This is a genomic window from Falsirhodobacter sp. alg1 (genome assembly GCF_000739715.2).
In the GTDB taxonomy this organism is placed as follows: Bacteria; Pseudomonadota; Alphaproteobacteria; order Rhodobacterales; family Rhodobacteraceae; genus Falsirhodobacter.
Window position 1 is genome coordinate 48903 of record NZ_BBJC02000007.1, and the last position, 14884, is coordinate 63786.

Consider the following 14884-nt stretch of genomic DNA (forward strand, 5'->3'; position numbering starts at 1 on the left):
CATGACTGAGATGGTCCATGGTGCGATTCCCGCGCGGGCATCGGAACCGGTTCTCCCGCGCTGGTGGCGCACGATCGACAAGTGGTCGTTGACCTCTATCTTCGTGCTGTTCGGCATCGGGCTTTTGCTGGCGCTGGCGGCGTCGGTTCCTCTGGCCACACGCAACGGGCTGCCCCCGTTCTATTACGTGGAACGGCAAATGTTCTTCGGGGGGATGGCAATGGTCGCGATGGTGACCATGTCCATGATGTCGCCCGACATGATCCGGCGCCTGGGGGTCCTCGGGTTTCTTGCGTCGTTCGTGGCACTGATCCTGCTGCCCATGTTCGGAACGGATTTCGGCAAGGGGGCGATCCGCTGGTTCAGCCTTGGCTTTGCCTCTTTCCAGCCGTCGGAATTCCTGAAGCCCGGCTTCATCATCGTCACAGCATGGCTGATGGCGGCGGGGCAGGAAGTGAACGGCCCGCCCGGTAAGCGGATTTCCTTTGCGATGCTGACGGTGATTTCGGGGTTTCTGGCCATGCAGCCCGACTTCGGGCAGACGGCCTTGATCCTGTTCGGGTGGAGCGTGATCTATTTCGTCGCAGGTGCGCCGATGGTGCTGATCGGCAGCTTCATGGCGGCGGTCGTCTTTGCCGGCACGCTGTTCTACGAAAGCTCCGAACACTTCGCACGCCGGATCGACGGGTTCATGAACCCTGATCTGGATCCGCGGACACAGCTTGGTTATGCAACGAATGCCATTGTCGAAGGCGGGTTCTTTGGGGTCGGCGTGGGCGAGGGGCAGGTGAAATGGTCACTGCCCGATGCGCATACCGATTTCATCATTGCCGTTGCTGCCGAGGAATACGGCCTGATCCTTGTACTCTGCATCATCGCCCTTTACGCCACCATCGTTGTGCGGAGCCTGTTCCGGCTGATGCGCGAACGTGATCCGTTCATCCGTCTGGCAGGAACCGGTCTGGCCTGCATCTTCGGGGTTCAGGCCATGATCAACATGGGCGTTGCCGTCCGCCTGCTGCCGGCCAAGGGGATGACCCTGCCGTTCGTCAGCTATGGTGGGTCGTCCGTCATCGCGGCGGGGATTACCGTCGGCATGCTCTTGGCGCTGACACGCAGCCGCCCTCAGGGTGAAATGAGCGATATTCTGTTCAAGCGGGGCCGCTGATGAACCAACCGCGCGACACCGCTCCCTTGTTGTTGATCGCAGCAGGGGGGACCGGCGGTCATATGTTTCCCGCACAGGCCCTTGCCGAGGCGATGATCGAAAAGGGTTGGCGGGTTGTCCTGTCAACCGATGCGCGGGGTGCCCGCTATACCGGCGGTTTCCCCAAGGCTGTGGTGGTGGAACAGGTCACCTCGGCAACCTTTGCGCGGGGCAGCCGTCTGGCAAAACTGGCCGTGCCGTTCCGCATCCTGCAGGGGGTGTTCGGGGCATTGCGGGCGCAACGGCGCGATCGTCCGGCGGTTGTGGTAGGGTTTGGCGGGTATCCGTCCATTCCGGCGCTTGGTGCCGCGTGGCTGCTGCGCCGACCGCGCATGATCCATGAACAGAACGGTGTTCTGGGTCGCGTGAACCGCCTGTTTGCGCCGCATGTTGCCCATGTTGCCTGCGGCATGTGGCCGACCGAACTGCCGAAGGGGCTGATCGGGATCCATACCGGAAATCCGGTTCGCGAATCCGTGCTGGAGCATGCGGGGGCGATGTATCGTGCCCCGGATACAGGCCCAATTTCGGTTCTGGTCATCGGCGGAAGCCAGGGTGCGCGCGTTCTGTCAACGCTGGTGCCCGAGGCGCTGGCCGGGCTGCCCGAGGCATTGCGCTCCCGTTTGCAGGTATCGCATCAGGCCCGGGGCGAGGATGCGGATGCGGTGGTCCAAAGCTATGGGCAGGCCGGAATCGTGGCGGATGTGCAGCCGTTCTTTACCGATGTGCCCGAGCGGATCGATGCCGCGCAGCTGGTCATTTCCCGGGCGGGGGCCTCTTCGATCGCGGATATCACGGCAATCGGCCGCCCAGCGATCCTGATCCCCTTTGCCGCCGCACTGGGGGATCACCAGACTGCAAATGCGCGCGGGCTGGTCGACGTGGATGCCGCAATTTCATTGCCGGAGCGGGGGCTGGATGCCGCCACGCTGCGGACCAATATCACCGCCATTCTGACGCAGCCTGCCATGGCCACGCGAATGGCCGACAATGCCTGTGCCCTTGGCCGCCCTGATGCAACGCAGCATCTGGTCGAGGTGGTCGAGGCTCTTGCAAGGACGGAATGATGAACGCCGCAACCAAACTGCCCGGAGAACTGGGCCCCATTCACTTTGTCGGTATCGGTGGCATCGGCATGTCCGGCATCGCCGAGGTGCTGATGACACTGGGCTATCAGGTGCAGGGGTCGGATTCCAAGGCATCAAAGATCACGGACCGTCTGGTGGAGCTGGGCGCGACCGTTTTCGTGGGCCAGAGTGCCGAGAACATCGGTGATGCGGCTGTCGTCGTGATTTCATCGGCCATCAAGAAGGGCAACCCCGAGCTGGAGGAGGCGCGACTGCGCCAGTTGCCGGTTGTGCGGCGGGCGGAAATGCTGGCCGAGCTGATGCGGATGCGCTCCAACATCGCGGTGGCCGGAACGCATGGCAAGACCACGACAACCACCATGGTGGCGACGCTGCTGGACAAGGGTGGGTTCGACCCCACCGTCATAAACGGTGGCGTGATCCACGCCTATGGTTCCAACGCTCGGGCAGGGGCCGGCGAATGGATGGTGGTGGAGGCCGACGAATCCGACGGCTCTTTCAACCGCCTGCCGGCCACGATCGCGATCGTCACCAATATCGACCCCGAGCATATGGAGCATTGGGGCAGCTTTGATGCGTTGCGCAAAGGCTTTACCGATTTCGTAACCAACATTCCGTTCTACGGGTTGGCGGTCTGCTGCACCGACCATGCCGAGGTTCAGGCACTGGTGGGCCGCATCACCGATCGCCGCATCGTCACCTTCGGGTTCAACGCGCAGGCGGATGTGCGGGCCATCAACCTGACCTATGAAAACGGTGTGGCGCATTTCGATGTGGCGTTGCAGGCCGAAGATACGGTGATCGAGAATTGTACACTGCCGATGCCGGGCGATCATAACGTATCGAATGCCCTCGCGGCGGTTGCGGTTGCCCGCCATCTGGGCATGAAGCGCAGCGAAATCCGCAATGCACTGGCCGCCTTCGGGGGCGTCAACCGCCGCTTCACCAAGGTGGGCGAGGTTCTGGGCGGTGTGACCATCATCGATGATTACGGCCACCATCCGGTCGAGATTGCCGCCGTTCTGCGCGCAGCGCGTCAGGCGATTAAAGGGCGCGTGATTGCCGTGCATCAACCGCACCGCTATTCCCGTCTGGCCGGGCTGTTCGATGATTTCTGCACCTGCTTCAACGAGGCAGATGTGGTGGCGATCTCGGATGTCTATGCGGCCGGCGAAGATCCGATTCCGGGCGCAGGGCGGGATGATCTGGTGGCGGGCCTTGTGGCCCACGGGCATCGCCATGCCCGCGCCATCCTGTCCGAAGAGGATCTGGAACGTCTGATCCGCGAACAGGCCCGGCCGGGGGATATGGTTGTCTGCCTCGGTGCGGGCACAATCTCGTCATGGGCAAATGCGCTGCCCGGACGGATGGCCTGATGACGGCACTGATCTTTGCGGCACTGTGGTTCACGGTCGCGATTGTTGCCAGTTTCCGGGTGCATGCGCCAACCGGTTGGGCCTTGGTCTTGACCGGTATCCCCATGGTGGGGATGGTGACATGGCAATCCGGGCCCTTGGTGGGTCTGGTCACACTGGCATTCTGCCTCTTTCTTTTGCGAACACCGCTGCGGGCAGTGCGCCGCAGGGCACAGCGAGCCGTACAATGACCGAACTTCCCGCCGTGCGCGGCACCCTGACCGCGAATCGATCCCTGGCCGAACTGACGTGGCTGCGTGTGGGCGGGCCCGCGGATTGGCTTTTCCAGCCTGCGGACGAAGATGACCTGGCGCAGTTTCTCGCGGACTTGCCGCCGGATGTGCCGGTGTTTCCGATCGGCGTCGGCTCCAATCTGATCGTGCGCGATGGTGGTCTGCGCGCCGTGGTCATTCGTCTTGGCCGCGGGTTCAACTCTATCCGGACCGAGGGGGATCTGGTGATTGCGGGGGCGGCGGCGCTGGATGCGCATGTGGCACGGCGCGCCGCAGAGGCGGGTCTGGACCTGACGTTCCTGCGCACCATTCCGGGCAGCATTGGTGGGGCCGTGCGGATGAATGCGGGCTGCTACGGTACATATGTTGCCGATCATCTGCTGGAGGTTCGGGCAATCAACAGGGCAGGGGAACGGGTTACGGTTCCCGCTGCCGATCTGGGCCTGCGTTATCGCCAGTCCGAGATCCCGGAGGGCTGGGTGATCGTGGAGGCGGTTTTCCGCGCAGCGCCGGGCGATCCTGCAGAACTGGCCGACCGCATGGCGGCGCAATTGGCCAAGCGTGACGAAACCCAACCGACCAAGGACCGGAGCGCGGGGTCCACGTTCCGTAATCCCGCAGGTTTTTCCTCGACCGGTCGGGCCGATGATACGCATGAATTGAAGGCGTGGAAGGTCATTGATGATGCCGGATTGCGGGGCGCAACCCTGGGTGGCGCACAGATGAGCCCCAAGCATTCCAACTTCATGATCAACACGGGGTCGGCCACCGCCGCCGATCTGGAAAATCTGGGCGAATTTGTCAGAAAGAGGGTTTCCGAAACGACTTCTCTTGAGTTAGAGTGGGAAATTATGCGGGTCGGAGAACCTGCTGATCCACAATAATTTTACGAGCCGGTCAACGGCCGTGTCGAGGCAGTGAAATGGCGGGCATGTCTGGCAGGACAGTCCGCAAGGTTGCAGTACTGATGGGGGGTCCCTCCGCCGAGCGCGAGGTCTCACTCAGCACAGGGCGCGAATGCGCGGCAGCCCTGCGGCAAGCAGGATATGAGGTGGTAGAGCTTGACGCTTCCGCCGACATTTATGCACGGCTGACCGAGATTGCCCCCGATGTCGTTTTCAATGCGTTGCACGGACGCTGGGGAGAGGATGGCTGCGTTCAGGGCATTCTTGAATGGATGCGGATCCCCTATACCCATTCCGGCGTGCTGGCTTCGGCGCTGGCGATGGACAAGACGCGCAGCAAGGCCGCCTTTGCCCTTGCAGGCCTGCCGGTGGTCGAAAGCCGTATCGCACACCGCTCCGAGGTAGAGGCCGGGCACGTCCTGCCGCCCCCCTATGTGGTGAAGCCGAACAGCGAAGGGTCTTCCGTCGGCGTTTATCTGGTCAGTGATGCGGCCAACGGCCCGCCCGTTCTTTCGGCCGAGATGCCTGAGTACGTGATGGTCGAAACCTTCGTTCCGGGGCGCGAGATGACCACCTCGGTTCTGGGCGACCGGGTCCTTGCCGTGACGGACATCCTGACCGACGGCTGGTATGATTACGACGCGAAATATCGCCCCGGTGGCTCCCGTCATGTGATCCCGGCGCAGATTCCGCCCGAGATCGAGGCTGCCTGCCGTGATTACGCCCTGCGCGCGCATCAGGTTCTGGGGTGCCGCGGGCTAAGCCGGACCGATTTCCGCTGGGATGAATCCCGCGGGCTTGAGGGGTTGATCCTGCTGGAAACCAATACCCAGCCCGGAATGACGCCGACATCGCTTGCGCCGGAGCAGGCGGCCCATTGCGGGTATTCATTTGCGGAACTTTGTGATTGGCTGGTGAAGGATGCGTCATGCAACCGATGAACCGGCCTCCACGCAGGGACCCTGCGCCTAGCCGTTTCGCCTACCGCGTCCAGCGGATGATGCTGACACCTGTCTACCGCCGCCTTGTCCGGACCGGCTTGCCCCTTGTCCTCTCGGTGGGTGTTGTTGCCCTCTATCTGTCCAGCGAAACGCGCCGGGCGGAAATTGCCGCAGCTTACGAATCTGTTCTTGATACGTTTCAGGACCGCCCGGAATTCATGGTCAGCGTCATGCATATCGACGGGGCCTCACCGCAGCTGGCCGAAACCATCCGGCGGATGCTGGATCTGGATAAACCGCAAAGCTCCTTTGATCTGGATATGCCGGCCCTGCGCGAACAGATCATGACGCTGAACGCGGTGCAGGATGTATCGCTGCGCGTCTCTCCGGGGGGTGTTCTGGATGTGAATGTGGTGGAGCGTGTGCCCGTGGTGGTGTGGCGCTCGGCTGCAAATGTGGAGTTGTTGGACAAGGACGGGCACCGCGTGATGCTGGTCGCCGAACGGAACGATCGGGCAGACCTGCCTTTGGTGACGGGCACCGGTGCCGACCGCGATATCCCCGAACTGCTGGCGCTTCTGTCCGCCGCCGAGCCGATCATGCCGCGTGTGCGCGGTTTTGTCCGGATGGGAGAGCGGCGGTGGGACATCGTGCTGGACCGCGGTCAGCGCATCATGCTGCCGGTCACCGCACCTGTACCGGCCTTGGAGCGGATACTTGCGCTGGATAAGGCCGAGGATCTGCTGGCACGCGATATTACGACCATCGATTTCAGACTCAAGGATCGTCCCATACTCCGACTGGCGCCAAATGCCTTGGCCGAGCGTCGTCGGGCGCGGGACGCAAACGCAAGCGGGGGCCTATGACCGATCTATACCAGTCTCAACGGGCAATGCGGAACATGCGGCGGGCAGCGATCCAGCGCGGCGTCATCGCCATTCTGGATGTCGGCTCAACCAAGATCGCCTGTTTGATTCTGCGGTTTGACGGGCCTGACCGGATGCGGGAACAGGACGGTGTCGGGTCCATGGCGGGGCAGAGCCAGTTTCGCGTGATCGGTGCGGCCAGCACCCGGTCACGGGGGGTGCGGTTCGGTGAGATCAGCGTGATGAATGAAACCGAACGCGCGATCCGGACCGCCGTTCAGGGTGCCCAGAAAATGGCAGGCGTGCGGGTCGACCATGTCATCGCCAGCTTTTCGGGCGGGGATCCGCGCAGCTATGGTCTGGCTGGGGAATGGGAGTTGCAGGACTCCGTGGTCAGCGAGCAGGATGTGGCGCGCGTGCTGTCTGCCTGCGAGGTGCCCGATATCGGTATCGGTCGCGAAGTGATGCATGCCCAGCCCGTCAACTTTGCGCTGGACCACCGGACCGGGCTTGGTGATCCGCGCGGGCAGATCGGCAACCGGCTGGCCTGCGACATGCATATGCTGTCTGTGGATGCCGGAACGGTGCAGAACCTTCTGTACTGCATCAAGCGGTGCGATCTGGAATTGGCTGGGATCGCCTCCTCTGCCTATGTCTCCGGTGTTTCGAGCCTGGTCGAGGACGAGCAGGAACTGGGGGCGGCCTGTATCGATATGGGCGGTGGCTCTACCGGGCTGTCGATCTTTATCAAGAAGCATATGATCTATTCCGACACGGTGCGGATGGGCGGCGATCATGTCACCTCCGATATCGCCAAGGGATTGCAGATCCCGCTGGCCCAGGCCGAAAAGATCAAGACCCTGAAGGGCGGCATCCACGCCACGGGCATGGATGATCGCGACATGATTCCGATCGGCGCGGATACCGGCGATTGGGACAAGGACAGCCGTACCGTCAGCAGGACGGAACTGATCGGCATCATGCGTCCCCGGGTCGAGGAGATTCTGGAAGAGGTGCGCGTGCGTCTGGATGCTGCGGGATTCGACCATCTTCCCAGCCAGCAGATCGTGCTGACCGGCGGCGCCAGCCAGGTTCCGGGGCTGGAGGGGCTTGCAAGCCGCATCCTCGGGCAGCGCGTGCGTTTGGGGCGTCCGCTACGGGTTCAGGGGTTGCCGCATCAGGTAACGGGACCTGCCTTCGCCTCCGCTGTAGGGCTGTGCCTGTTTGCGGCGCACCCCCAGGATGAGTGGTGGGATTTCGAAATTCCGACCGAACGTTATCCGGCAAAGTCGCTCAAACGGGCATTCCGCTGGTTCAAGGAAAACTGGTAACCGGATATCCTGTCAAAACGGCAGGATACCGCCGAACTGCCTTCGAAAATAGCTATAAATTGTGAATTACCCCGCTTTTCAGGGTGACGAACAATGGCTTTTATGACTAAAATCGACGTCAAATCCCAATAAGGGTGCCCCCGAACGGTGCCGCGCAAAACTTGAACACAGGCGGAAAACGATGCGTCTCACTCTGATGAATGACCAACAGGAAGAACTGAAGCCGCGCATTACCGTTTTCGGTGTGGGCGGGGCCGGGGGCAACGCGGTCAACAACATGATCGAGCAGCAGCTTGAGGGCGTCGAATTCGTTGTGGCGAATACAGATGCGCAGGCGTTGCAGCAAAGCAATGCCACGGCCAAGATCCAGATGGGCCTTAAGGTTACCGAAGGTCTGGGTGCGGGCGCGCGTCCTTCTGTAGGAGCTGCCGCTGCAGAAGAAACGATCGAGGAGATCGTGGACCATCTGGCAGGCGCGCATATGTGCTTCATCACCGCCGGTATGGGCGGTGGCACGGGTACGGGCGCCGCGCCGATCATCGCGCAGGCCGCGCGTGAACTGGGTGTGCTGACCGTCGGTGTCGTGACCAAACCCTTCCAGTTCGAGGGCAACAAGCGGATGCGTCAGGCCGATGAGGGCATCGATGCACTGCAGAAGGTCGTCGACACGCTCATCATCATTCCGAACCAGAACCTGTTCCGTCTGGCGAATGACCGCACCACCTTTACCGAAGCCTTCGCAATGGCCGATGACGTGCTGTATCAGGGTGTGAAAGGTGTGACCGACCTGATGGTCCGTCCGGGCCTTATCAACCTCGACTTTGCCGACGTTCGCGCGGTGATGGACGAGATGGGCAAGGCCATGATGGGTACGGGCGAGGCCGAGGGCGAAGAGCGCGCGAAGATGGCGGCCGAGAAGGCGATTGCCAACCCGCTGCTGGACGAAGTCAGCCTGACGGGCGCCAAGGGTGTTCTCATCAACATCACCGGCGGCTACGATCTGACGCTGTTCGAGCTGGACGAAGCTGCGGAAACCATCCGCAACAAAGTCGACGAGAATGCGAACATTATCGTAGGGTCGACGCTCGATACCACGATGGAAGGACGCATCCGCGTTTCCGTTGTTGCAACGGGCATCGAGGCGGCAAAGTCGCAGATCGAATCCACGCCACAGCGCCGCCCGCTGGCGCAACCGCTGGCCACACCGGCCCCGACACCCGCACCCGAAGCGCGCAGTGTCGCACAGCCGGCAGCACGCCAGCCGGCACCAGCGCCGCAGCCGCCTGCACAGCCTTCGGGCCGGACCATGTTCGAACACGCGCCGGAAGAGGCATCGCACGATGATCAGGGCGATGATCTGCCGCCGCCCGCATATCGTCCGCAACCTGCGGCTGCACCCCAGCCTCCGGTGCAACAGCGCGCGCAACGCGCTCCTTCGGTGAACGATGATGCGTCTTCCTTCGTCGCGCCGCGCCCGCGTCAGGCTGCGACCGAGGCTGGAACACCTTCGCCGGATACGATGGCGCGCCTGGCCGCTGCCGTAAGCAAAGTGCCGCCACGTGGTTCCGCTGCAGCGGCACCCCCGCGTCCGTCGGAACCTGCACCGCGTCAGCAGCCGCCGGCAGAAAAAGCGCGTTTCGGAATTGGGTCTCTGATCAACCGTATGGCCGGCCACTCGGAGCCGCACCAGCCCGAACGTGCCCCCTCGCGCCCGCAACAGCAGGTCGCCTATGACGAGGATCAGGCGCCGAATCCGGACCAGGAACGTATCGAGATTCCGGCCTTCCTGCGTCGACAAGCGAATTAATTCCGTTACATCCATTATCAAGGCCCGGCCGTAGCGCCGGGCTTTTTCTTTTTAATTCAGTCGTTTATGGCTTGTGTGTGCTGTTGTCACATGGCGTCACAAAGAGTGAGTTGAGACTGGACGCGTGATTTCCTACCTATCCTAACAAGGCGGCTTGATGTCGCGATCCAGAACCAAGGAAGGTGTTTGCTATGCAACGCACTCTCAAATCCGCAGCTACTTTCACGGGCCTCGGCCTTCACACCGGGCGTCCGGTGCGCATGACTGTACGGCCAGCATCGGCGGATTACGGTATCTGGTTTCGTCGTACAGACCTGAAGGAAGGCGATGCACTGATCCCCGCACGTTGGGATGCGGTCGTTCCTTCGAAGCTTTGCACTCTATTGGCAAACGCTGCCGGTGCGACTGTTTCGACGGTGGAGCATGTGACAGCCGCCCTTGCCGGTTGCGGTATTCATAACGCGCTGATCGAGATCAGCGGGCCCGAAGTTCCGATCCTTGACGGTTCGGCTGCGATGTTTGTTGAGCGTTTTCTTGCCGCCGGTCTGCGGGAGCAGATGGTGCCGGTTCGCGCAATTCGGGTCATGGACACGGTTGAAGTGCGCGAAGGGGATGCCATCGCCCGTTTGGAGCCGGCAGAGATGATGGAAATCAACTTTGAGATCGACTTCGCCGAGCGGGCGATTGGCCATCAGTCCAAGAACCTGAACATGTCGAATGGCGCATTTGTACGCGAACTGTGCGACAGCCGCACCTTCTGCCGCCAGTCCGACGTTGATGCGATGCGGGCCAACGGTCTGGCATTGGGCGGTACGGTGGATAACGCTGTTGTGTTTGATGGCGATCACGTCGTCAGCCCGGGCGGTTTGCGCCACCCGGATGAGCCGGTGCGTCACAAGATGCTGGATGCGCTTGGCGATCTGTCCTTGGCCGGCGGGCCGGTTTTGGGCCGATATACAGGCATTCGGGCCGGTCACGCGATGACCAACCGTTTGCTGCATGCCCTGTTCGCTCGTCGTGGCGCGTGGAAAATGGTCGAATGCGGCCCGCAAACCGGCCTCAAACTGCCCGGCGTAGGTGTTGTTCGCGCTGATCTGGCTGCCGTGGCCTGATGGTTTTCCGGACAAAGGCATTTTGCCACCCGGATTTATCTGTGCTACGACATCCCGAACACTGTGCCTTGCCTCAAGGTACGGCGAACGGAAACCCACGAGGAATGGCAAGACATGGCAGGCAGTAAGTCAGGCGGGCGGGTGCTTTGCACGGCGCTGGTGTTGGGTTTGCTCGCCGGGTGCGGCGGCGGAAAAGACAAAGGCCCGAACTTTGAAGCAATGTCCGCCGAGCAGATTTACTCCCAGGGTGTGGCCATGGTCGATGCGGAGCCAGAGCAGGCAATCCGCTACCTGTCCGAAATCGAACGGCTTTATCCCTACACCCAATATGCCAAACGTGCGCTGATCCAGCAGGCCTATGCCTACCATCAGGCCAAGGAATATGAAGAGGCCCGGAATTCGGCGCAGCGCTTCCTTGATACCTATCCCGCCGATCCGGATGCGGCCTATGCCCAGTATCTGCTCGCGCTGTCTTATTACGATCAGGTCGATGAAGTGGGGCGTGATCAGGGCCTGACATTTCAGGCATTGCAATCCCTGCGGACTGTGATGGAGAAATATCCTGACAGCCCCTATGCACGCACCGCGTCGCTGCAATTCGATGTGGCCTTTGACCATCTTGCTGCAAAAGAGATGGAAATCGGCCGCTACTATCTGAAAAAGCAGAATTATCCTGCAGCAATCAGCCGTTTCCGTTCGGTGGTGGAGCAATATCAGACCACAAGCCAGACGCCCGAGGCGCTGCACCGTCTGGTGGAGGCATATCTGGCACTTGGCTTCAACGACGAGGCGCAGTCGGCCGGGGCAATTCTCGGATATAACTATCGCTCGTCTCCCTTCTATGATGATACCTATCGTCTGCTGACCGGCCGTGGGCTGAATCCGAAAGTGACCGGCAACAACTGGCTTTCCTCGGTCTATCGTCAGACGATCCGGGGTGAGTGGCTCTGACAGCACCTGCCGGGGGGATCTGATGCTCCGTACGCTTGATATTCGTGACATGCTCATCATCGAGCGGCTTTCTCTGGCGTTCCAGCCGGGGCTGAACGTCCTGACAGGGGAAACAGGGGCCGGCAAGTCGATCCTGCTGGATTCGCTGGGCTTTGTTCTGGGCTGGCGGGGCCGGGCGGAACTGGTCCGGGCTGGCGCGGAAAAGGGCGAGGTTACAGCCGTTTTCGACCTTCCGGCGGGCCATGCGGCACGCGCGGTGTTGGATGAAGCGGGGATCGAGGCGGATGAGGAACTGATCCTTCGCCGCGTCAACCACACGGATGGCCGCAAGACCGCTTGGGTGAATGACCGCCGTGTATCGGGCGAGGTTCTGCGTGCCTTGTCCGACGCGCTTATCGAATTGCACGGTCAGCACGATGATCGCGGGCTTTTGAACCCGCGCGGCCACCGGCAGATGCTGGATGTATTTTCGGATTCCAACATCAGCCCTGTGCGCCGGGCCTGGTATGATCTGGGACAGGCCCGCCGTGTTCTGGCCGACGCCGAGGCTGCCCTTGCGCTGATCCGCGCCGAAGAGGATTACCTGCGGCACGCTGTGGCCGAGCTGGACAAGCTGGATCCGCAGCCGGGCGAAGAGGCCGGTCTTGATATCCGCCGCCGTGCCATGCAGGGGGCGGAGCGGATCCGGGACGATGTGATCCGCGCCCATCAGGCCATGTCCGACAAGGGTGCGGAGGGCCTGTTGACCGATGCCGCCCGCTGGCTTGAAGGCGCCTCCGACCGGGCCGAGGGGCGGTTGGAGGCCGCGCTTGCCGCGCTGACCCGCGCACAGATGGAACTGGGTGAGGCGCAGCAGGGGGTGGAAAACTGCCTTTCGGCGCTGGATTTCGACCCGACGGAATTGGAACAGATCGAAGAGCGGTTGTTTGCAATCCGGGCCTTGGCACGAAAGCATGATGTTCTGGCCGATGATCTTGCGGTTTTTGCCGATGATCTCCGGCGGCGTCTTGCAGCGCTGGATGGCGGAGAGCGTGACATTGCCGCCATGCGCCGCGTGGTGACCGAGGCCGATCTTGCCTATCGGGCCGCTTCGGAAAAACTGACGTCTGTGCGTCGCAAGGGGGCTCTGCGACTGGACAAGGCGATGGCCGCCGAACTTGCGCCGCTGAAAATGGAACGGGCTGTTTTCGAGACATTAGTCACACCGGTAGAACCGGGCCCGGAAGGGGCCGATCATGTCGCCTTTACCGTGGCCACCAACCCCGGCGCACCGCCCGGACCGCTCAACAAGATTGCATCGGGCGGGGAGCTGTCCCGTTTCCTGCTGGCGCTGAAGGTCTGCCTGACCGGCGATGCGCGCGATGTGACGATGATCTTTGATGAGATTGACCGGGGTGTGGGCGGAGCCACTGCGAATGCCGTGGGCCGTCGCCTGAAGGCATTGGCCGAAGGGGGCCAAGTTTTGGTCGTTACGCATTCGCCCCAAGTTGCGGCATTGGGCGCCCACCATTGGCGTGTGGAAAAACGGGTTCGGGGTGGAATGACCACTTCTACCGTCGTTCCGCTGGACGAGGCGCAGCGGGTGGACGAGGTAGGCCGGATGCTGGCGGGTGATACGATCACCGAGGCCGCGCGCGAGGCTGCGCGCGACCTGTTGGCGGGTTAGGCCACTTCGGCAAAAACCTGTTTCAATGCATCTTCCAGTTTGCCGAACATTTCTTCCAGATGGGCTTCGGTGCAGATGAACGGCGGGCACAGCACGATGGATTGACCAAGCGGGCGGCAGATCAGCCCGTGGTCCGTACAGGCATTGGCGATCCGCTCGCTGACCGAGAGATTGCCGGCAAAGGGGGTTTTCGTGGCCTTGTCCTGCACGGCTTCCAACGCGCCCATCAGACCTTTGCCGCGCCATTCCCCGATATTCGGATGCTCGGCCAGCCGGGCAAGGCCCGCTTCGAAGGCAGGTGTCAATGCGCGCACATTCTCTCCCAGCCCCCCCTCGATCAGGCCGATGGACGCGAGCGCGATGGCGCAACCGACCGGGTGGCCCGAAGCGGTGAATCCATGCGGAAACTCTTCGATCGCCTCGGATGCGGTGTGGATACGGTCTGACAGTTCGGGCCCCAGAATGACGGCACCCATCGGGAAATAACCGGCCGTCAGCGCCTTGGACGCGATGATCGCGTCCGGAACGAAATCATAGGTCTCGCAGCCCCACATCGCACCGGTACGCCCGAATCCGCAAATAACCTCATCCGAGATCAGGGGAATGCCATGACGTTTCAGAATCGGCTGGATCGCCTGAAAATAACCGGCAGAGGGCGGGATCACGCCACCGGCGCCCATGACCGGTTCGGCCACAAAGGCAGCGATGGTGTCCGGCCCTTCGGCAAGGATCGTCGCCTCCAGTTCCTGGGCCAGGCGTGTGGTGAATTGCGCCTCCGTTTCGCCTTCCTGACCGAAGCGCCAGTAATGCGGGCAGCCGACATGGATAAAGCCGGGCATCGGCAGGCCGAAAACCGAATTATAGGGCTTGCCGGTCATTGATGCGGAAACGGCTGTTACACCGTGATAGCCGCCGGTACGCGTGATGATCTTGCGACGTTGTGGCTGACCTTCGGCCCCTGCCAGAAACCACAGCATCTTGACCAGCGTGTCGTTCGCTTCGGACCCCGAATTGGTGTAGAAGACGCGACCGCGATCAAAGGGGGACAGTTCGACCAGCTTCTCCGAAAGCATCACTGTCTGATCGGACATCCGCCCGAAAAACGCGTGGTAACCGCCAAGCTTGGCATATTGATCCGAAGCGGCCTTGGCCAGCACGGGGTTGTCGAACCCCGCGACCATGTTCCAGAGGCCGGAGTTGGCATCCAGATAACGCCGTCCTTCGGTATCGACGATATATGGGCCTTCGCCCCGTTCCACGACCACGGTGCCGCGGGCGGCGATGGTGGGAAGGTCGGTAAAGCCGTAGAGCGTATGGGCCTCGGCGCGGCGATCCCAGCTGTTCGGTCGGTCGTTCGGCACG

The 14884-nt window shown here is 61.9% G+C and carries 13 protein-coding genes; 12 read left to right on the forward strand and 1 reads right to left on the reverse strand.

Annotated features, from left to right (window positions below):
* Position 1: 1 nt before the first annotated feature.
* The 12 genes from TR36_RS12870 (at position 2) to recN (ending at position 13522) form a co-directional block, all read left to right on the forward strand.
* Positions 2–1168 carry a putative peptidoglycan glycosyltransferase FtsW gene (locus tag TR36_RS12870; RefSeq protein ID WP_045386848.1) on the forward strand — a complete coding sequence of 389 codons (1167 nt, stop codon included), beginning with the start codon at positions 2–4 and terminating at the stop codon, positions 1166–1168.
* Positions 1168–2274: an undecaprenyldiphospho-muramoylpentapeptide beta-N-acetylglucosaminyltransferase gene (gene murG, locus TR36_RS12875; RefSeq protein WP_062763424.1), complete on the forward strand. Its 1107-nt coding sequence runs from the start codon at positions 1168–1170 to the stop codon at positions 2272–2274. Before TR36_RS12870 ends, murG begins: the two co-directional genes overlap by 1 nt.
* Positions 2274–3671 carry a UDP-N-acetylmuramate--L-alanine ligase gene (gene murC / locus TR36_RS12880; protein ID WP_062763426.1) on the forward strand — a complete coding sequence of 466 codons (1398 nt, stop codon included), beginning with the start codon at positions 2274–2276 and terminating at the stop codon, positions 3669–3671. Before murG ends, murC begins: the two co-directional genes overlap by 1 nt.
* On the forward strand, positions 3671–3901 hold the full coding sequence (locus TR36_RS12885; protein WP_045386840.1) for a DUF2484 family protein: 231 nt from the start codon (positions 3671–3673) through the stop codon (positions 3899–3901). The genes murC and TR36_RS12885 overlap by 1 nt, the downstream gene beginning before the upstream one ends.
* Positions 3898–4827, forward strand: coding sequence for a UDP-N-acetylmuramate dehydrogenase (gene murB, locus TR36_RS12890; protein WP_045386837.1), 930 nt, complete (start codon positions 3898–3900; stop codon positions 4825–4827). The genes TR36_RS12885 and murB overlap by 4 nt, the downstream gene beginning before the upstream one ends.
* A 38-nt stretch (positions 4828–4865) precedes the next feature.
* Positions 4866–5789 carry a D-alanine--D-alanine ligase gene (locus TR36_RS12895; RefSeq protein ID WP_045386834.1) on the forward strand — a complete coding sequence of 308 codons (924 nt, stop codon included), beginning with the start codon at positions 4866–4868 and terminating at the stop codon, positions 5787–5789.
* A complete protein-coding gene (locus TR36_RS12900) occupies positions 5777–6655 on the forward strand; it encodes a cell division protein FtsQ/DivIB (protein ID WP_045386831.1) in 879 nt (292 codons plus the stop codon). The genes TR36_RS12895 and TR36_RS12900 overlap by 13 nt, the downstream gene beginning before the upstream one ends.
* Positions 6652–7986: a cell division protein FtsA gene (gene ftsA / locus TR36_RS12905; protein WP_062763428.1), complete on the forward strand. Its 1335-nt coding sequence runs from the start codon at positions 6652–6654 to the stop codon at positions 7984–7986. The genes TR36_RS12900 and ftsA overlap by 4 nt, the downstream gene beginning before the upstream one ends.
* Positions 7987–8167: 181 nt before the next feature.
* Positions 8168–9793: a cell division protein FtsZ gene (gene ftsZ / locus TR36_RS12910; RefSeq protein ID WP_045386828.1), complete on the forward strand. Its 1626-nt coding sequence runs from the start codon at positions 8168–8170 to the stop codon at positions 9791–9793.
* A 191-nt stretch (positions 9794–9984) separates the two neighbouring features.
* On the forward strand, positions 9985–10905 hold the full coding sequence (lpxC, locus tag TR36_RS12915; RefSeq protein WP_045386825.1) for a UDP-3-O-acyl-N-acetylglucosamine deacetylase: 921 nt from the start codon (positions 9985–9987) through the stop codon (positions 10903–10905).
* Between the two features lie 114 nt (positions 10906–11019).
* Positions 11020–11856 (forward strand): outer membrane protein assembly factor BamD, encoded by an 837-nt coding sequence (locus TR36_RS12920; RefSeq protein ID WP_045386822.1) that lies wholly within the window; start codon positions 11020–11022, stop codon positions 11854–11856.
* Positions 11857–11878: 22 nt separating this feature from the next.
* The gene (gene recN, locus TR36_RS12925) at positions 11879–13522 is read left to right on the forward strand and encodes a DNA repair protein RecN (protein WP_045386819.1); all 1644 of its coding nucleotides are present in this window, start codon (positions 11879–11881) and stop codon (positions 13520–13522) included.
* On the opposite strand, the gene TR36_RS12930 is transcribed toward recN, so the two are convergent.
* Positions 13519–14883, reverse strand: a complete 1365-nt coding sequence (locus tag TR36_RS12930) for an aminotransferase (protein WP_045386816.1) — start codon at positions 14881–14883, stop codon at positions 13519–13521. The genes recN and TR36_RS12930 overlap by 4 nt on opposite strands.
* Position 14884 lies beyond the last annotated feature (1 nt).